This is a genomic window from Cognatiyoonia sp. (genome assembly GCF_965661665.1).
Taxonomy (GTDB): Bacteria; Pseudomonadota; Alphaproteobacteria; order Rhodobacterales; family Rhodobacteraceae; genus Cognatiyoonia.
In genome coordinates this window covers 25230-41761 of record NZ_CBFIEO010000013.1, presented here as the reverse complement: position 1 = coordinate 41761, position 16532 = coordinate 25230, and the positions used below count along the sequence as shown (strand labels likewise).

Below are 16532 nucleotides of genomic sequence, written 5' to 3'. Positions count from 1 at the left end.
GCGCTTAGAGCGACTGACCCCGAAGCTGTTCTTCCAAACGCGCGACGGCGTCCAATGTCTGCTGATTGAGCGGATAAATCTCCAGAATCAACCGATAGACGTCTAGCGCATCTTCTGGCCGATCCAACCCTTCCATCAGGTTACCAACGCCAAATAACGCACCAAAGTGCCGGGGTGCCAAAACCAGCACCTCACGCAAATCATCCAAAGCCGGTCCCCAGAGGCCCGCCGCAAAATAGGCAGACGCACGCGAATGATACCCTTCGGCAAAATCGGGCGCATGGTTCACAAGCGCCGTGAAATGTTCAATTGCCTGCTGGGTGTCGCCCTCTTCCATCGCGTCCCCACCGCGTCTGAGTAACAAATCCATCGCAGGCGAACCGGATCGCTGAAACTCGCGGCGAATCTCATCCGCGATGGCCTCATGCGTCTGCTCCTTTGCGGTCAAAAGCTCATCATAAAGCTCATCCAACGCCGCAGTTTGCGCCACAACAGGCGATCCCAACCCACTTGCGAGAAAAAATGCCGTCAAGACACATTTGAATGATGCTATCCGCGCTACCATGACCTAAATGTAGCGTCTTTGGCCGAACGTGCCAGCGCAAGACGCAGAACAAATGAAATTAAAGGGATGACCTAAATGAGCGACGCGATCACAACAGCAGTTGCAGCCTTGAACGAAAAAATGAGCGGCGAAGGATTCGATGGCACTGCAAAATTCGTCATTGAGGATGAAGGCAGCATCATCATAAACGAAAATGGTGCCAGCGCATCAGACGCAGACGCAGACGTCACAATGACCGCTTCCGCAGACGTGTTCCAAGCGATCTTGGACGGTGAAGAGAACCCAGTAGCCGCCTTTATGACCGGCAAACTGTCCGTCGATGGCGACATGGGCCTTGCGATGAAACTCGCCGGGGTTCTGGGCTAAATGACTGAAAGTGCACCCTATTTCGAAGATGTCGCCGATGCACCTGCTGGCGGCGCAGCCTATTGGCTGCGAACGAAGGATGGGTTACGCATTCGCGTGGTGCACTGGCCGCTAGAGGGGGCAAAGGGAACCATCCTGATGTTCACCGGTCGCACCGAATACGCCGAAAAATATGGCCGCGCGGCAAAAGACTATGCAGCGCGCGGTTATGCCATGTTGGCCGTCGATTGGCGCGGCCAAGGCATCGCCGATCGCATGACCCAGGATCGTGGATTGGGTCACGTGGGCAAGTTCATGGACTATCAACAAGACGTGGACGCCGTCGTGGATTTTGTCAAAGAACATGACATCCCCGCCCCTCACTACCTGATCGCCCACTCCATGGGCGGGTGCATTGGCCTGCGTGCCCTGCACAATGGCATGCCTGTAAAGGCGGTAGCCTTCTCCGCACCGATGTGGGGTGTCGATATCGCGCAGCCGCTGAAAGCCGCAGCATGGGCGATTGGCACCGTAGGCCCCAAGATCGGCCTCAAAACCATGGTTGCCCCCGGGCGCAGCACGACAAATTATGTGGAAGACCAGCCCTTTGAGGGCAATGAGCTGACGAACGACCCCGTGACATACACCTACTTGAACGACCAGTTGAAAGTGCATCCGGACCTCGGTCTTGGTGGCCCATCAGTCAACTGGATTGGTGAAGCACTTTGGGAGATGGACGCGCTTAACAAGATGGATAGCCCGAACTACCCCTGCTTTGCCGGCATAGGCACAGCAGAAACCATCGTCGATCAAGACCGCGTCAAGGACCGCATGACCCGCTGGCCGCGTGGCGAGATTGCCGTTTACCCAGACGCCAAACACGAGATCATGATCGAAGTGCCGGAGGTGCGAGACGACTTCTTTGACCGCTCCGTTGCCTTGTTTGAGGCCAACAGCTAACCGTTTTCTTGCCTGACCAATGCGCTATCTTTGCGCTATGGCTGACGTTCTCACCTTCACAGATCGCGGGATCTATTGCGCGGCGGGCGATTTCTATATCGACCCCTGGCAACCTGTGGACCGAGCGTTAATCACCCACGGCCACGCGGACCACTCTCGCCATGGGATGGGCCGTTACCTTGCCACCCCTGCCGCTGCCCCTGTGATGCAGCATCGATTAGGGCCTGACGCAGTCATCAAAACCCAACCCTATAAGACCGAGTTGCGCATCGGCGATGCTATCGTGTCCTTTCACCCAGCAGGTCACGTCCCAGGCTCCGCTCAGATCAAAGTCACCGTCAAAGGCGAAAGCTGGGTCGCGTCGGGCGACTACAAAACCGTGGCCGATGGCCTTTCCGAGCCCTTCGAGCCTGTCAAATGTCATGCCTTCATCAGCGAATGCACCTTCGGCCTTCCCGTTTTCAAATGGACGCCACAGGACCAGCTTGCCGATCAAATCAACGGCTGGTGGGCCAAGAACAAGTCCGAAGGCCGCACATCCATCCTTGGGGCGTATGCGCTTGGCAAGGCGCAAAGGCTGCTCACCACCGTCGACACCTCCATCGGGCCCATCCTGACCCAAGGGGCCATTGAGAACACGAATGAGGTGTTGCGCGGCCAAGGCATCGCGCTCCCCAAAACCATCCGCGTGACCCAAGATCTGAATGTGAAAGACTATCCCGGCGCTTTGGTCCTCGCCACACCCGGTGCTTTGGCGCAAAGCTGGGCGCGACGCTTTGCGCCCGCTTCCACCGCTTTCGCGTCCGGCTGGATGGCGCTGCGGGGCGTGCGTCGCCGCCGCGCTACCGATCAGGGTTTCATCGTCTCTGACCACGCCGATTGGGTCAGCCTTAATACGGCGATCAAAGAAACTGGGGCTGAGAAAATATTCGTAACCCACGGCTATACCTCACAATTTCAGCGTTGGCTGTCTGAGCAAGGCTATGACGCCCACATCGTCAGCACGGATTACGTGAGTGATGAGGACGTGCCCAAATGAAAGCCTTCACCGACCTCTTCAAACGCATCGACCAAACTACCAAAACAACGGTCAAAGTGGATGCCTTGGCCGAATATTTCGCGACTGCTCCCGAAGACGACAAGCTCTGGACGATCGCGCTCTTCTCTGATCGTCGCCCAAAGCGCAGCGTCACCTCAACCCGCTTGCGCGAATGGGCGGCGGAGGAAGCTGACCTCCCGCTCTGGCTCTTTGAGGACAGCTACACCGTCGTTGGCGATCTGGCGGAGACGATCTCCCTCATCCTACCCGATCCTGCGATGATCAAAGAACAGTCCCTAACTCAATGGATTGAATATACAAAATCTCTACGCGATTTGGAAGAAGGCGACAGAAAGTCCGCCGTTCTAGAAAGCTGGGGCTCGCTCCCATCTGACCAGCGGTTCATTTTCAACAAGCTGCTCACTGGTAGTTTCCGCGTCGGGGTCAGCACCAAGCTGATGATCCGCGCACTGGCCAAAGCCACGGGCCAAGACGCCGCCGAACTCACCCACAAACTGATGGGACGCTGGACGCCAGAGACGACGACATGGCAGCAACTGGTGGAGGATGACGATCCAACCGCCGATCTGTCCAAACCTTATCCGTTCTATCTTGCACATGGCCTCAATGATTTGGATGAATTGGATGATCCAAACCACTGGAATGCCGAACGAAAATGGGATGGAATTCGAGGCCAATTAATCGTGCGCGGTGGCGAATACCACCTTTGGTCGCGGGGCGAATATCTGATGACCGACCGCTTTCCAGAGTTCCATCAACTTGTTGACTACCTACCAGATGGCACCGTGATTGACGGGGAGGTCTTGGCCTTCCAAGATGACATGCCGCTCAGCTTCAACGCTTTGCAGAAACGGATTGGGCGGAAGACGGTGCCAAAGAAGTTGCTGACCGAAGCACCGGTCATTCTGATGGCTTATGACTTGCTCGAAAAAGATAGCGAAGACATTCGAAAAGACACTTTCAAAAAGCGCCGTAACCATTTGACAAAAATTATTAATCACCTACCCGAGACAGCCCCCGTCCGCCTATCAAGCTCAGTGCCTTTCGAGACATGGGACGCCCTCAGAAAAGAACGCGATCGGTCCCGCTATTTGAATGCCGAAGGCTTGATGCTCAAACGGCTCGACAGTCCGTACCTTGCGGGGCGCAAGCGGGGTGACTGGTGGAAATGGAAGGTCGATCCGCTCACCATCGACGCGGTGATGATTTATGCGCAGGCCGGTCACGGGCGACGCGCCAACCTTTTCACCGACTACACCTTCGCTGTTTGGAACGGCAACGAACTTATACCTTTCACCAAGGCTTACTCCGGCCTCACCGATGCAGAGTTTCGACAGATTACCAGTTGGGTGCGCAAAAACACCCTTCAGCGGTTCGGGCCCGTCCGCCACGTCCCGTCCGAACACGTGTTTGAAATCGCGTTTGAGGGCATTCAAGCCTCGCCCCGCCACAAATCTGGGGTTGCGCTCCGCTTTCCGCGTATGCTCCGCTGGCGCAAAGACAAACCCGTGGCGGAGGCGAATACCCTCGCCGATCTGAAAGAGATGTTAGACACCTATGGATAAGCCCATCGCCCCCCTGCCGCCCATGTCGATCCCCGTCGACACGCTCGCGCCTGCCGACACTTGTGACACACACGTTCACCTTCTGGCGGCGCCAGAGGAATTTCCACTGTTCGAGGGACGCACCGAAGACCCCGCCCAAAGCTTTACCGCCTATATGGAAGATTACCGCAACCACCTCGGCGCATTAGGCATCACCCGCGGCGTTGTTGTGCAATCCATCTTTTACGGCACCGACAACAGCGTCACGGTAGAGGCCGTGCGCCAAATGGGGGACGGCTTCAAAGGGATAGGTCTTTTGCCGGACGGCGCAAGCGATACCGATCTCGACCAATTTAGCGAATGGAACCTCTCCGGCGTTCGGCTCAACTACGTGCATGGCGGCGTGCTGACTTGGGACGGCGCAAAGGCGATGGCACCAATGATTGCTGACAAGGGCATGCACATCCAGATGCTCATGCACGCTGACCTCCACATGGAAGAACTCGCTGCCGACGTCGCGGCCTGCCCCGTGCCGGTTGTCTTCGATCACATCGGCTGGCCCACGGACCTGAACGCAGGGCCAGAACACCCCGGTTTCCAAGCGCTTTGCAATGCACTGAAAGCGGGCGATGTCTATATCAAGCTCTCCGGCCTCTACCGGCTCGATGACGCGGGCTATGAACAGACCGACGCCTTTGTCGCGGCACTGGTGGAGGCGAACCCCGAACGCTGTCTCTGGGGTTCTGATTGGCCGCATATCATGCTGAACGGCGCGCAAATGCCCAAGACTGCCGATCTCTGGTCCGCGTTCCACCGCGTTGTCACCGATGAGACGACGCGGCACCGGATTCTGGTCGACAATCCGGCCCAGCTTTACAAGTTTTGATCGCAATGGGTGTTGCAGCGCACCCCGAAGCCCTATCTAGCGAAAAGACATTGCACAAAGGACACTCAATGCGCTTTCCAACTCCTGTTTTCAATGCGCACTCTGACAGCGGCGACGATTTTGGCGACCTGCCTGAATGGGACCTGACTGAACTCTACCCAAGCGAAGACAGCGCAGAGCTGAAGCGCGATCTTGGGTGGCTGGAAAAAGAATGCGCAAGCTTTGCTGCTGACTACGAAGATAAATTGGCCGAACTGGACGCCGCAGGTCTTTTGAAAGCCGTCCAGCGCAACGAAAAGATCAGCGAGATTGCAGGCCGCATCATGTCCTTTGCGGGTCTGCGCTATTACCAGATCACCACGGATGCCGAACGTGCGCAGTTCATGGCGAACATGCAGGACAAGATCACAGGCTTCACCACGCCGCTTGTCTTTTACTCATTGGAATTCAACCGGTTGGACGATGATACTCTCGCATCCATGCTGGCCGAGAATGCAGATCTCGCTCGCTACAAACCCGTTTTCGATCGGATGCGTGCGATGAAACCGCACCAATTGTCTGATGAGTTAGAAAAGTTCTTGCACGATCAATCCACCGTCGGATCCGCCTCCTGGAACCGCCTTTTTGATGAAACCATGGCGGGGCTGGAATTTTCCGTCGATGGTGAAACCCTCAACCTCGAAGCTACGCTGAACCTGCTCACAGAACAGGACCGCGCCAAGCGGGAGGCAGCGACACACGCGCTGGCCGATGTCTTTAAAGACAACATCAAAATCTTCGCCCGCGTCCACAACACACTCGCCAAAGAGAAAGAGATTGAGGACCGCTGGCGCAAGATGCCGACACCGCAGACCGGCCGCCATCTGTCAAACCATGTGGAGCCTGAGGTCGTCCAAGCCCTCCGCGATGCAGTCGTAGGCGCCTACCCGCGCCTGTCGCACCGTTATTACAAGCTCAAAGCCAAATGGCTCGGCCTTGACCAGATGCAGGTCTGGGACCGCAACGCGCCACTGCCGATGGATGACACGCGGCTGGTCAACTGGGATGATGCTACCAAGACCGTGCTCGACGCCTATGGCGACTTCGACCCGAAAATGGCCGAATTGGCGCAGCCTTTCTTCACCAAAGGCTGGATCGACGCGACAGTGAAACCCGGCAAAGCACCAGGCGCTTTCGCGCACCCGACTGTCACGACAGTCCATCCTTACGTAATGCTCAATTATCTGGGCAAACCACGCGATGTGATGACATTGGCCCACGAACTGGGCCACGGCGTGCATCAGGTCTTGGCCGCCGAACAAGGCGAATTCCTGTCCTCCACCCCGCTGACTTTGGCTGAAACGGCTTCCGTCTTTGGGGAAATGCTCACTTTCCGCAAACTGCTGGACGGGGCTGCGAGCAAGGAAGAGCGTAAGGTGCTCTTGGCTGGCAAGGTTGAGGACATGATCAACACCGTGGTGCGTCAGATCGCTTTCTACGACTTTGAATGCAAACTCCACGCCGCCCGTGCAGAGGGTGAACTCACCCCCGACGACATCAACGCACTCTGGATGTCGGTGCAGGCCGAAAGCCTTGGCGATGTTTTTGACTTTGCCGACGGGTATGAAACGTTCTGGGCCTACATCCCCCACTTCGTCCACTCACCCTTCTACGTCTACGCCTATGCCTTCGGCGACGGCCTCGTGAACGCGCTATATGCCGTCTACGAAGAAGGCGACGCGGATTTCCAAGCCAAATACTTTGACATGCTCAAGGCGGGCGGCTCCAAGCACCACAAAGAGCTTTTGGCCCCCTTCGGCCTTGATGCCAGCGATCCAGCCTTCTGGAACAAGGGCCTCAGCATGATCGAAGGCTTCATCGATGAGTTGGAAGCGATGGAAGACTAACCTGTGCAGGCGGTCACGATCGGCTGTGCGCAAACACATCTGGTGAGGGGGCACACTCTCGCTAGGCTGCACGAAAGCTCAGCAAAGCGGAGGATCACCATGAAACGCAAAGAATACCTGGGCCAAGACATCACCGTCACGTTTGACATGTCAAAATGCATCCACGCATGAAATTGCTTTCTGAAGCTTCCCGAAGCCTTCAACCCCGCCCAGCGCCCTTGGATGCAACCTGACAAGGCCCCTGCGGAAGAGGTTGCAGCCATGATCCGCTCCTGCCCCTCCGGCGCGCTCGGGTTTCGCTACAATGACGGCGCAGCCGAGGCGCCACCAAAGCTAAACCGCATTGCTATTTTGAAAAATGGCCCCCTCGCAGTATCGGGCGACCTCGACATCGAAGGTGATGAAACCACACGCGCCACGCTCTGCCGCTGTGGTTTGTCCAAAACAAACCCTATTGCGACTACAGCCATGTCGATACGGGTTTTGCCGCCTCAGGTGAGCCAAAACCGAAGAAACCCGCCCCTGTCGAAGAGACCGGCGGCAACGTTACCGCCGCCCGTGTCCCAGACGGCCCGTTGAAAGTGGCCGGAAACGTGGAACTGACCACCGGCACGGGACATAAAATTGTTCAGGGCAAGAACATCTTCCTTTGCCGGTGCGGGGCGTCCAACAACAAGCCATTCCGCGATAGAAGCCACAAAGATATCGGATTTGAGGATCGGGCCTCCTAAATCACCAAACCTTGAGCAGCTCGTGAGTCAATCAAGCTGCGTAAACGGCTACGGTTTCACTTCGCTTGCAGCCGTTTGGTATCGCGTGGCTTTGGCCATCCACATGCCCATGGTTGTTCCGAACTCTTCCAATTGCTCGTTCGGCTCCCGCTGGGCGATCAGCATAATGATGAAGTGCGCCATCGTGATCAGACCCAGCAGCGTCTGCGCCATGCTCATCAACACCGCCGCGATAATCATCGTGATCAGGCGGATGAACATGTTGTCATAGTCGGACTCTGGCGTTTCGTGCTCGGTTAGGTTGTCTCTCCAACCAACTGGGCGGGCTGGCCGCCACCAGCTTCAAAAATCATATCCAGCATACGCTGCGTGCCAATGCTCTGCTCCAACGGCCAAGGGTAGTCTGCCCCTGTCTGGGCTGTCGCGGCGAAGTTTTCCACTTGCTTGAAATAATGGTTCTCCGCTGGCCAGCGCTCAAGCGTTCTTTGACCCGACGCATCCTCAAGCGACACCTCCGCCAGATCAAAGACATTGGCATTGAACGGACAGGTGAGCTTCAGGACACCCGCATCGCCATGGAACACAACCTCCTGCCGCTTGGCCAACCGCATCGACACCATCGACGACATGCTGAAACTTGGGAACTGCGCCGCGAATTGGGCGTAGACGTCGACGCCATGCTCCTGCTCCAAATTAGCGAGGGTGATCCGATCCGGCTCCTGCCCGCTCACAATCCGCGCAGCAGAACAGGTATAAACGCCAATGTCATACAGCCCGCCACCGCCCTTGCTGGGGTCATGGCGGATGTTGCTCACATCGCCTGCATTGTTGAAGGTAAAGACCGCATCGACATGGCGTAGCGTGCCAATGGCGCCTGAGTGCACCAAGTCTCTGGCACGTTTGAACTGGCTATGATGCGCGATCATCAACGCCTCCGCCGCGTGTTTGCCGGTGGCGTCCCTCGCCGCAATCACGTCATTGATCTGATCGGCGTGAAGCGCGATTGGCTTCTCACAAAGCACATGCTTGCCAGCCTCCAACGCCTTGACGGACCAAGGCACATGCAAGTGGTTTGGCAATGGGATGTAGACCGCATCCACGGCATCAGACGCCAACAACGCCTCATAATCCTCAAAAACGTGGATATCCGGCGCAATTTTGACAAACGGCGTGGCCTTCTCCGCCGATGACGTCGCCAGCGCGGCCAGAGTATTCCCACACGCCGCATGGATCGCAGGCCCCATGTGCCCCGCCGCAAACTTTGACGCGCCCAAGATGCCCCAACGAAATGTCATGAACGGTCCCCTCTGCCTTGGGACGAGACTACGTGGTTACCGCAAAGAGTCCAAAGAAAAACCCTGGGGGCATACACCACCGGGAGTCTCATGGTTTCAAATGCTTAGGCTGTCTCCAGCATGCCCTTTTCGCCGGCGAGTTCCTTCATCCGCTTTTGCAGCTTTTCAAAGGCGCGGACCTCTATCTGGCGGATACGCTCACGGCTCACACCGTACTGCGAACTCAGATCTTCCAGCGTGATCGTCTCTTCCGACAGTCGGCGCTGCATCAGAATGTCCTTCTCACGATCGTTCAACGTATCCATTGCCTCCGCCAAAAGCTCACGACGTGCAGTCAGCTCATCATGCTCTTCATAGGCAGCCGCTTGGTCGGCATCTTCGTCCTCAAGCCAATCCTGCCACTGTGTCGCACTGTCGCCATCGGTGCCGACCATCGCGTTGAGCGATGCATCACCCCCCGACAGACGGCGGTTCATGTTGACGACTTCCTGTTCCGTCACGCCCAGATCATTCGCGATCCGCGAGACGTTTTCAGGACGCAAATCCCCGTCTTCAAGCGCACCAATCCGGCTCTTTGCTTTGCGCAGGTTGAAGAACAGCTTCTTTTGAGCACTGGTGGTGCCCATTTTTACCATCGACCATGACCGCAGGACGTATTCCTGAATGGAGGCACGGATCCACCACATCGCATAGGTCGCAAGGCGGAAGCCCTTCTCAGGGTCAAACTTCTTGACCGCCTGCATCAAGCCGACGTTCGCTTCAGAGATCACCTCAGCCTGTGGCAAGCCATAGCCGCGGTATCCCATCGCAATCTTCGCTGCGAGGCGCAGGTGAGATGTGACAAGCTTATGAGCGGATTCTGTATCCTCATCCTCCACCCACCGCTTGGCCAGCATGTACTCTTCCTCAGGCTCCAACATCGGGAACTTGCGGATTTCCTGCATATAGCGGTTGAGGCCCTGCTCTGGCGATGGGGCCGGAAGGTTGGAATAATTGCTCATGTGTCTCCCAATATTCGGTTATGTTTATAGGCTTAACATCAATATGGTTGCGCTAACGACCCTTTTCAAGAGGACCAATAACACTTTTCGTCAAATACATATGAGCAGCGCCGTAGGGCATTGAAAGTCACGTTTCAGTGCGCTCACGCACATGGGATAGATTATTTCATGCCCCAACCCGCAAATTCGCGACAAGTTCCGCCATATCGGCCGGCATTGGCGCTTCAAATGACAGGGTGTCCTTGGTCACAGGATGCTCAAACCCCAAGGTCGCTGCGTGAAGCGCCTGACGCAGAAACGCCGCTGCGTTCTGAGCGCTTACCGCACCGACCGCTTTGGGGGATAGCTTTCGCCGCCCGCCGTAAACCGGGTCGCCAATCAGGGAATGCCCACAGTGGGCTAAATGCACCCGAATTTGATGGGTCCGGCCGGTTTCCAACCAACATTCGATCAGCGCGGCTGAAACTGGGTTGCCCAGCGCCTCAACAATGCGGGCCCGCGTCACAGCGTGCCGTCCGCGCTCAAAGAACACAGCCTGCCGCTGTCTGTCCGTCTTGTGGCGGTCAAGAAACGTCTGCACCTTCAGGATATTCCCAGGCTCAAAACTCGTCCCTTTGATCCCGCGCAACCGCGGATCATTGCTGTCAGGGGCTCCGTAACAAACCGCCAAATACCGCCGCTCCACCGTGTGGGCCGCGAATTGATTCGCCAATCCCTGATGCGCAGCATCAGATTTCGCCGCTACCAACAGGCCAGAGGTATCCTTGTCGATCCGGTGCACGATCCCTGGCCGTTTCGACCCGCCAACACCAGACAACGACTCCCCACAATGATGAATAAGCGCATTTACAAGCGTACCAGACGGCGTTCCCGGCGCCGGATGCACCACCATGCCCGCGGGTTTATTCAAAACGATCAGGTCGTCATCCTCAAAAACTACTTTGAGTGGGATATCCTCCCCCGCGATATGGCTCTCGACGGCTTCCGAGACGGTGATCGACACCTCGGCCCCCTCGACAACGGAGCCGCGTGGTTGATCCAACACAACACCGTCGACAGACACTGCCCCTTGTTCGATCAATTTCACCATCCGCGACCGGCTTAAAGCCGCATCCTCCGGCACATCCCGCGCCAAAGCCTTATCCAACCGCTTGGGCGGATCGGCAGATATTGTGAAATGGATTGTGCGGTGCGTCATAGTCAGCTTGTCGTACGCATCCCGACAAACCGCAACTAAAACCTCAGGGATAATCCCACAAGCGACCTTAGGCCCGCTCTCACCATCCTGGTCAAGCCCATGATGTAAAACGATCGAACGCCCACGGATTTCGTCAAGTGTCAGTGGCGCATGCCCAAAACGTGTGTCTGATGTGCTATCTGCCGCAAACACAAACAATTGTTTAGCCGCCGATTACCGATTGTTTATTCATAGGAAACAAACGGCTCTAAATACGGCCCAATTGTGGCAGGTGAGGACGTACGTACGTACCCCACACACCCTCTGAGACCCCGGGTGTTCGCTGAGTCTCAATCAACATGTTTAAGAAGAACAGGCCCCTCAATGAGCAGGCCAGTTCCACATGAAATACACAAGAATAAGGTAGGATTGGTACCACCTCCTGGTCTCGAACCAGGGACCTCTTGATCCACAATCAAGCGCTCTAACCAACTGAGCTAAGGCGGCACGTGGGGCGATGTAACCCCGCTATACTGCGATGACAAGGTATTTGTCGTCAAATTGGTTGGAAAACCCACGGCCTTTGGGCAGTTACCCTGACTTGCCAAACCCAACCGCGCTGCGATAGGCACGGGGCCAAGACAAAGGAAAAATTCCCATGGGCATCAACGACGAACGCGATATCGAGGCCAACATCCAGATTGGCCCCACGGACCAAGGCATGGTCCGCATCTACGTCGAAGGCACAGGCGTTGAAATCCCGATGGATTTTGACCCTACCGAGGCCGAAGAAATCGCTGAAGAGTTGAAAGCCGCCGCGATGGCTGCGCGCGCCGTGAAGGGCAAATAGATTGGCCACAGTCACACTCAACGACATCCAAATCGACAACGCAAAACCAATGGTGCTGCTGGGCGGCATGAACGTGCTCGAAAGCCGCGATCTGGCCCTCCAAGTGGCCGAAGCTTATGTCAAAGTGACCGAAAAGCTGGACATTCCTTACGTTTTCAAAGCCTCCTTTGACAAAGCCAACCGCTCCTCCATCACTTCCTACCGTGGTCCCGGCCTCGATGAGGGTTTGCGCATCTTTTCAGATGTGAAAGCGGCGTTCGGCGTCCCGATCATAACAGACGTGCATGAAATCGCCCAAGCGGCCCCCGTGGCCGAGGTTTGCGATATCCTGCAAATCCCTGCGTTTCTGGCCCGGCAAACCGACCTCATAATAGCCATCGCCAAAACCGGCGCAGTTGTGAACGTCAAGAAGCCGCAATTCCTGAGCCCACCTCAGATCGGCAATATCGTCGAAAAGATCACACAAGCAGGCAATGACAAGATCCTGCTGTGCGAGCGCGGCACGAACTTCGGCTACGACAACCTCGTTGTCGATATGCTGGGCTTCCGCACCATGCGCAACTTCAGCAATGACGCCCCAATCATCTTTGATGTGACCCACGCGCTGCAAATGCGCGAAGCGGGGGCTGCAGCCTCTGGCGGGCGTCGGGATCAGGTCGCCGAATTGGGTCGCGCGGGATTGGCTGTGGGGATCGCAGGGCTTTTCTTAGAAGCGCATCCAAACCCTGATGAGGCGCTCTGCGACGGACCAAGCGCCCTGCCCTTGGATCAATTGGAACCGTTTCTGTCACAGATGAAAGCTGTGGATGATACGGTAAAGGCGCTCCCGCCCCTGAACCTCGGCTAGGCTACCAAGCGAACTGCGCGTTCGGATCACGCGCTGCTTGCGCCCGCACGGCCGCATGCCGGGCGAATTTCTGCGTCATCACTTTCCGCCGTGCAGGTGGCAGCTTGCGCTCGGGCCCGACGCGAATGATCTCTGCATCGTAGCCATCCGCGATGATCAAACCTGTATCCTCCGGCAGCAAGTCGGTCGGAAAATCCTGGTCCACCGCCCAGAAGAAGCGGTCACACCACTTCAAATAGCCTACCCATTTTGAGTCTGATTGAAAATCTGCACGGGATGATTTGCACTCAATGACCCAAATCTCACCTTTCGGTCCCAATGCCATCACATCTACACGCAAACCAAAGGTCGGCACCAACTCTTCAACACTAACAAAATCATGCTGCCGCAGGTGTCGAGACACCCCACGAGCAAGCAATTGCCCTGGCATCAGGCTTTGTGGAGGAAGTTCGTTCGGCATGCCGCAAACATGAACAAAACATAAACATCGGTCAACCCGAAGTGCCAAGAGCTAATGGATTTGCCCCGCATTCACCCTCCGATTGTGAATCTTTTTCTCAGTTCCACCATTTTCTTGCCCAAGTTCTCAACGATCCATTAAACATCAACACCTGGGAGTGAATAATGAGTTCAGTGTTCGACATCGCCTTCATGGACGTTTGCTTGGCCCTTATCGCGCTAGGTTGGATTGAACGGTTTGCCCTCCCGATGTTGCCAGACCCACTTGTTGGCTCCAACGGTCTCCTGCTCGTCACATCTGAATAATTTCATTTACCGCTTGAGATTGCACGCACCTCGTCCTACCTGCAAAGGCGGCGGTGGTCTGCTCTTCTCGTCATGCATGTTGGTTACATTCCAGTGGCCTTAAGCAAATCCGAGGGAGCTGGCTCTGTCTGAGCCCTGGTTCAGTTATCTGGCGCCCACCTGTATATACAGGTCCTCGGGAATAAACCTTCGACGGTCGCTGCGGATCCCGCCACCATTTCCTTTTCAGACTGTTGCTGGACTGTCGTCCCTCACGAACTGCATGCGTTGCTGATCGACACCTCATCGACACGCCAGTGCAAGACCAAAGTCGACAACATCAACTTTGTCTAGATCTAGGATTGCACTCTTTGAAAACCAAGCGGCGCAGTGTGGGGCGCAATGGATGAACGCGGACAATCCACTCTGACCGGTTCAATCGACTGCCTGACGTCCTAGAACTTCTCCGGCATAACCTCATGCGCCATGTGATCCAAAACCGCATTCACGAACCGCGGTTCTTTCTCATCGGTGCAGAACGCGCCAGCGACGTCCACAAACTCAGTGATGATGACCTTGGGCGGCGTGTCGCCTTCCAACATTTCTGCCCCTGCTGCACGGAACACCGCGCGGAGCGTTGGATCAATCCGCGCGATTGGCCATTTCGCGACCAAGGCACGATCGGTCAATTGGTCGATCTTGGCCTGCTCATTCACAGCCCGTTCCATCAAGCTGCGAAACGTGTCAAGATCGCCTTCTTGCATCTCAACATCATCATAGACCGCGCCAAAGCGATGATCCTCAAACTCGCGCATCACGCCCTCGACGGATTGGCCGCTGGCCTCCATCTGAAACAGCGCCTGCGTCGCGTAAAGCCGCGCGGCAGAGCGCATTTTGCGTTTTTGGTTGTTTGAAAGGGTCATACCGTCTTGGTGTCGTCTTGAGCCAACAGGATATCAGAAGTGAACCCCACCCCCTTGTCCTGGCGGCCCCACTTACGAGACAGCGCAACAAGGTGCAAGGCCGCAGCCGCCGCACCGCCGCCCTTGTTCTGATCGGCGGGATCAGCCCGAACTTCGGCTTGCTTGCGGTTCTCAACGGTCAAAATGCCGTTGCCAATGTAAAGCCCCTGAAGTCCCAGCAACTGGATCGCGCGGCTGCTGTCGTTGCAGACCGTCTCATAATGCGTCGTCTCCCCCCGAATGACGCAGCCCAAAGCAACGTAGCCATCAAAGTTTGACATCCGCTCCGCAATACCAATCGCAGTCGGAATTTCCAGCGCACCTGGCACCTCAACAATCTCATGCGTCGCGCCGGAGGCTTCAATTTCCGCCACGGCGCCCGAAATCATATTGTCGGCAATGTCTTTGTAATACGGCGACACTACGATCAGGATTTTCGTGGGCTTCTCCATCTCCGCACGCGGCATCACATAGTGGGACGGTCCAGCCATTATCCGATCTCCGAAATCTTGCGCGTGCCGACAATTTCAAGGCCATAGGCATCCAACCCGACAACTTTCGGCTGAGGGGAGTTAGTCAAAAGCGTGATGTCACTCAAGCCCAGCGTGCTGAGGATCTGCGCGCCCACACCATACTGCCGCAATGTTTGGGGGGAGCCTTCTTCGGTTGGGTCAATCTGCATATGCACGTCGCGCAACAGGACCAGCACACCCCGACCTTCTTCCGCGATCACCTGCATCGCATCGCCAAACTCATTTCGGCGACCCTTCGGCCCTGTGCCCACGATATCCAGCATTGGGTCCAGCGCATGCATCCGTACAAGCACCGGCTCATCCGTTGAAATATCGCCTTTTATCAATGCGATATGTTCCGCGCCCTGTGTCTCGTCTGAGTAAACACGCAGCTGCCATTCACCACCAAATTCAGACGTGATCGCCTCCGTCTTGCGGACTTTGACAAGGTTATCGTGGCGGCGGCGGTAAGCGATCAGGTCACTGATCGTGCCAACCTTCAAACCATGAAGCTGCGCGAAGGAAACGAGTTCCGGCAGACGTGCCATCTCCCCATCTTCCTTCATGATCTCGCAGATCACGCCAGACGGGTTCAGGCCCGCCAACCGGCTAATATCCACCGCCGCTTCGGTATGACCGGCCCGCACCAAAACGCCGCCATCCCGCGCGCGCAATGGGAAGACATGCCCCGGCGTTGCAATATCTGCCGCACCCTTAGAGGCATCTATCGCTGTTGAGACCGTCCGAGCGCGATCCGCCGCGGAGATGCCCGTGGTCACACCCTCACGCGCTTCAATCGAAATCGTAAACGCCGTTTCATGGCGGGAGGAGTTGTGACTCGCCATCAGCGGCAGGTCCAACGCATCGATCCGCTCGCTCGTGAGCGTCAAACAGATCAATCCGCGCCCGTGCTTGGCCATGAAATTGATCGCGTCCGGCGTCGCCATTTGCGCTGGGATCACCAGATCGCCTTCGTTTTCCCGATCCTCATGATCGACAAGAACAAACATCTTCCCATTACGCGCATCTTCGATGATCTCCTCAATGGGAGAGATCGCGTCGGACCAATCGCGTTCAACCTGACCAGGTGTTTCAAACGTGGTGCTCATGTGCATCCCCATGCAGTGGTTTCACAGCGCATAACCGACCCGCCAATTGTTTGAAAGG

At 56.3% G+C, this 16532-nt stretch carries 20 protein-coding genes, 1 tRNA gene and 1 other RNA gene; 12 read left to right on the top strand and 10 right to left on the bottom strand.

Annotation, left to right across the window (positions count from 1 at the left end; translation table 11 throughout):
• Positions 1–4: 4 nt before the first annotated feature.
• Positions 5–490, bottom strand: coding sequence for a tetratricopeptide repeat protein (locus ACTF5F_RS09835; RefSeq protein ID WP_438956696.1), 486 nt, complete (start codon positions 488–490; stop codon positions 5–7).
• Positions 491–640: 150 nt separating this feature from the next.
• On the opposite strand from ACTF5F_RS09835, the gene ACTF5F_RS09830 reads away from it, so the two are divergent.
• From ACTF5F_RS09830 to ACTF5F_RS09795, 8 genes are all read left to right on the top strand, one after another.
• A complete protein-coding gene (locus ACTF5F_RS09830; RefSeq protein ID WP_438956695.1) occupies positions 641–931 on the top strand; it encodes an SCP2 sterol-binding domain-containing protein in 291 nt (96 codons plus the stop codon).
• Positions 932–1870: an alpha/beta hydrolase gene (locus ACTF5F_RS09825; RefSeq protein WP_438956694.1), complete on the top strand. Its 939-nt coding sequence runs from the start codon at positions 932–934 to the stop codon at positions 1868–1870.
• Between the two features lie 37 nt (positions 1871–1907).
• Positions 1908–2909, top strand: coding sequence for a ligase-associated DNA damage response exonuclease (locus ACTF5F_RS09820; protein ID WP_438956693.1), 1002 nt, complete (start codon positions 1908–1910; stop codon positions 2907–2909).
• A complete protein-coding gene (locus ACTF5F_RS09815) occupies positions 2906–4495 on the top strand; it encodes an ATP-dependent DNA ligase (protein ID WP_438956692.1) in 1590 nt (529 codons plus the stop codon). The genes ACTF5F_RS09820 and ACTF5F_RS09815 overlap by 4 nt, the downstream gene beginning before the upstream one ends.
• Positions 4488–5360, top strand: a complete 873-nt coding sequence (locus ACTF5F_RS09810) for an amidohydrolase family protein (RefSeq protein ID WP_438956691.1) — start codon at positions 4488–4490, stop codon at positions 5358–5360. Before ACTF5F_RS09815 ends, ACTF5F_RS09810 begins: the two co-directional genes overlap by 8 nt.
• A 68-nt stretch (positions 5361–5428) precedes the next feature.
• A complete protein-coding gene (locus ACTF5F_RS09805) occupies positions 5429–7246 on the top strand; it encodes a M3 family oligoendopeptidase (protein WP_438956690.1) in 1818 nt (605 codons plus the stop codon).
• Between the two features lie 180 nt (positions 7247–7426).
• Positions 7427–7825, top strand: coding sequence for a (4Fe-4S)-binding protein (locus ACTF5F_RS09800; RefSeq protein WP_438956743.1), 399 nt, complete (start codon positions 7427–7429; stop codon positions 7823–7825).
• A gap of 2 nt (positions 7826–7827) precedes the next feature.
• On the top strand, positions 7828–7977 hold the full coding sequence (locus ACTF5F_RS09795; protein ID WP_438956689.1) for a CDGSH iron-sulfur domain-containing protein: 150 nt from the start codon (positions 7828–7830) through the stop codon (positions 7975–7977).
• Between the two features lie 48 nt (positions 7978–8025).
• Here the strand turns inward: ACTF5F_RS09795 and ACTF5F_RS09790 are convergent, their stop codons facing one another.
• The 5 genes from ACTF5F_RS09790 to ACTF5F_RS09770 form a co-directional block, all read right to left on the bottom strand.
• On the bottom strand, positions 8026–8238 hold the full coding sequence (locus tag ACTF5F_RS09790; protein ID WP_438956688.1) for a DUF4389 domain-containing protein: 213 nt from the start codon (positions 8236–8238) through the stop codon (positions 8026–8028).
• A gap of 35 nt (positions 8239–8273) precedes the next feature.
• On the bottom strand, positions 8274–9272 hold the full coding sequence (locus ACTF5F_RS09785) for a Gfo/Idh/MocA family oxidoreductase (RefSeq protein ID WP_438956687.1): 999 nt from the start codon (positions 9270–9272) through the stop codon (positions 8274–8276).
• A 104-nt stretch (positions 9273–9376) separates the two neighbouring features.
• Positions 9377–10273 (bottom strand): RNA polymerase sigma factor RpoH, encoded by an 897-nt coding sequence (gene rpoH / locus ACTF5F_RS09780; RefSeq protein ID WP_438956686.1) that lies wholly within the window; start codon positions 10271–10273, stop codon positions 9377–9379.
• 166 nt (positions 10274–10439) lie between these two features.
• Positions 10440–11471, bottom strand: a complete 1032-nt coding sequence (locus ACTF5F_RS09775; RefSeq protein ID WP_438956685.1) for an RluA family pseudouridine synthase — start codon at positions 11469–11471, stop codon at positions 10440–10442.
• 409 nt (positions 11472–11880) lie between these two features.
• A tRNA-His gene (locus ACTF5F_RS09770) sits at positions 11881–11957 on the bottom strand.
• A 151-nt stretch (positions 11958–12108) separates the two neighbouring features.
• On the opposite strand from ACTF5F_RS09770, the gene ACTF5F_RS09765 reads away from it, so the two are divergent.
• Both ACTF5F_RS09765 and kdsA read left to right on the top strand, forming a co-directional pair.
• Positions 12109–12300, top strand: a complete 192-nt coding sequence (locus ACTF5F_RS09765; RefSeq protein WP_438956684.1) for a DUF6324 family protein — start codon at positions 12109–12111, stop codon at positions 12298–12300.
• A 1-nt stretch (position 12301) separates the two neighbouring features.
• Entirely contained in the window at positions 12302–13147 is an 846-nt protein-coding gene (gene kdsA / locus ACTF5F_RS09760) for a 3-deoxy-8-phosphooctulonate synthase (RefSeq protein ID WP_438956683.1), read from the top strand.
• A 1-nt stretch (position 13148) separates the two neighbouring features.
• Here kdsA and ACTF5F_RS09755 read toward each other — a convergent pair whose 3' ends face one another.
• Positions 13149–13607 (bottom strand): MmcB family DNA repair protein, encoded by a 459-nt coding sequence (locus tag ACTF5F_RS09755; protein ID WP_438956682.1) that lies wholly within the window; start codon positions 13605–13607, stop codon positions 13149–13151.
• A 164-nt stretch (positions 13608–13771) separates the two neighbouring features.
• Here ACTF5F_RS09755 and ACTF5F_RS09750 point away from each other — a divergent pair, with 164 nt between their 5' ends.
• Positions 13772–13912 (top strand): hypothetical protein, encoded by a 141-nt coding sequence (locus ACTF5F_RS09750; RefSeq protein WP_438956681.1) that lies wholly within the window; start codon positions 13772–13774, stop codon positions 13910–13912.
• Between the two features lie 52 nt (positions 13913–13964).
• Positions 13965–14124: non-coding RNA, 6S RNA (gene ssrS / locus ACTF5F_RS09745), on the top strand.
• 222 nt (positions 14125–14346) lie between these two features.
• Here ssrS and nusB read toward each other — a convergent pair.
• The 3 genes from nusB to ribB are packed head-to-tail and all read right to left on the bottom strand — an operon-like array spanning position 14347 to position 16474.
• On the bottom strand, positions 14347–14814 hold the full coding sequence (gene nusB / locus ACTF5F_RS09740) for a transcription antitermination factor NusB (RefSeq protein WP_438956680.1): 468 nt from the start codon (positions 14812–14814) through the stop codon (positions 14347–14349).
• Entirely contained in the window at positions 14811–15344 is a 534-nt protein-coding gene (locus ACTF5F_RS09735) for a 6,7-dimethyl-8-ribityllumazine synthase (RefSeq protein ID WP_438956679.1), read from the bottom strand. Before ACTF5F_RS09735 ends, nusB begins: the two co-directional genes overlap by 4 nt.
• Entirely contained in the window at positions 15344–16474 is a 1131-nt protein-coding gene (ribB, locus tag ACTF5F_RS09730; RefSeq protein ID WP_438956678.1) for a 3,4-dihydroxy-2-butanone-4-phosphate synthase, read from the bottom strand. The genes ACTF5F_RS09735 and ribB overlap by 1 nt, the downstream gene beginning before the upstream one ends.
• Positions 16475–16532 lie beyond the last annotated feature (58 nt).

What these genes read in the sequence shown, in the direction of transcription:
- ACTF5F_RS09790 (WP_438956688.1), bottom strand. Translation starts at nt 8,238, where the DNA reads ATGTTCATCCGCCTGATCACGATGATTATCGCGGCGGTGTTGATGAGC.
- ACTF5F_RS09830 (WP_438956695.1), top strand. Translation starts at nt 641, where the DNA reads ATGAGCGACGCGATCACAACAGCAGTTGCAGCCTTGAACGAAAAAATG.
- rpoH (WP_438956686.1), bottom strand. Translation starts at nt 10,273, where the DNA reads ATGAGCAATTATTCCAACCTTCCGGCCCCATCGCCAGAGCAGGGCCTC.
- ACTF5F_RS09785 (WP_438956687.1), bottom strand. Translation starts at nt 9,272, where the DNA reads ATGACATTTCGTTGGGGCATCTTGGGCGCGTCAAAGTTTGCGGCGGGG.
- ACTF5F_RS09820 (WP_438956693.1), top strand. Translation starts at nt 1,908, where the DNA reads ATGGCTGACGTTCTCACCTTCACAGATCGCGGGATCTATTGCGCGGCG.
- ACTF5F_RS09815 (WP_438956692.1), top strand. Translation starts at nt 2,906, where the DNA reads ATGAAAGCCTTCACCGACCTCTTCAAACGCATCGACCAAACTACCAAA.
- ACTF5F_RS09755 (WP_438956682.1), bottom strand. Translation starts at nt 13,607, where the DNA reads ATGCCGAACGAACTTCCTCCACAAAGCCTGATGCCAGGGCAATTGCTT.
- ACTF5F_RS09825 (WP_438956694.1), top strand. Translation starts at nt 932, where the DNA reads ATGACTGAAAGTGCACCCTATTTCGAAGATGTCGCCGATGCACCTGCT.
- ACTF5F_RS09810 (WP_438956691.1), top strand. Translation starts at nt 4,488, where the DNA reads ATGGATAAGCCCATCGCCCCCCTGCCGCCCATGTCGATCCCCGTCGAC.
- ACTF5F_RS09765 (WP_438956684.1), top strand. Translation starts at nt 12,109, where the DNA reads ATGGGCATCAACGACGAACGCGATATCGAGGCCAACATCCAGATTGGC.
- ACTF5F_RS09750 (WP_438956681.1), top strand. Translation starts at nt 13,772, where the DNA reads ATGAGTTCAGTGTTCGACATCGCCTTCATGGACGTTTGCTTGGCCCTT.
- ACTF5F_RS09735 (WP_438956679.1), bottom strand. Translation starts at nt 15,344, where the DNA reads ATGGCTGGACCGTCCCACTATGTGATGCCGCGTGCGGAGATGGAGAAG.
- ribB (WP_438956678.1), bottom strand. Translation starts at nt 16,474, where the DNA reads ATGAGCACCACGTTTGAAACACCTGGTCAGGTTGAACGCGATTGGTCC.
- ACTF5F_RS09805 (WP_438956690.1), top strand. Translation starts at nt 5,429, where the DNA reads ATGCGCTTTCCAACTCCTGTTTTCAATGCGCACTCTGACAGCGGCGAC.
- nusB (WP_438956680.1), bottom strand. Translation starts at nt 14,814, where the DNA reads ATGACCCTTTCAAACAACCAAAAACGCAAAATGCGCTCTGCCGCGCGG.
- ACTF5F_RS09775 (WP_438956685.1), bottom strand. Translation starts at nt 11,471, where the DNA reads ATGACGCACCGCACAATCCATTTCACAATATCTGCCGATCCGCCCAAG.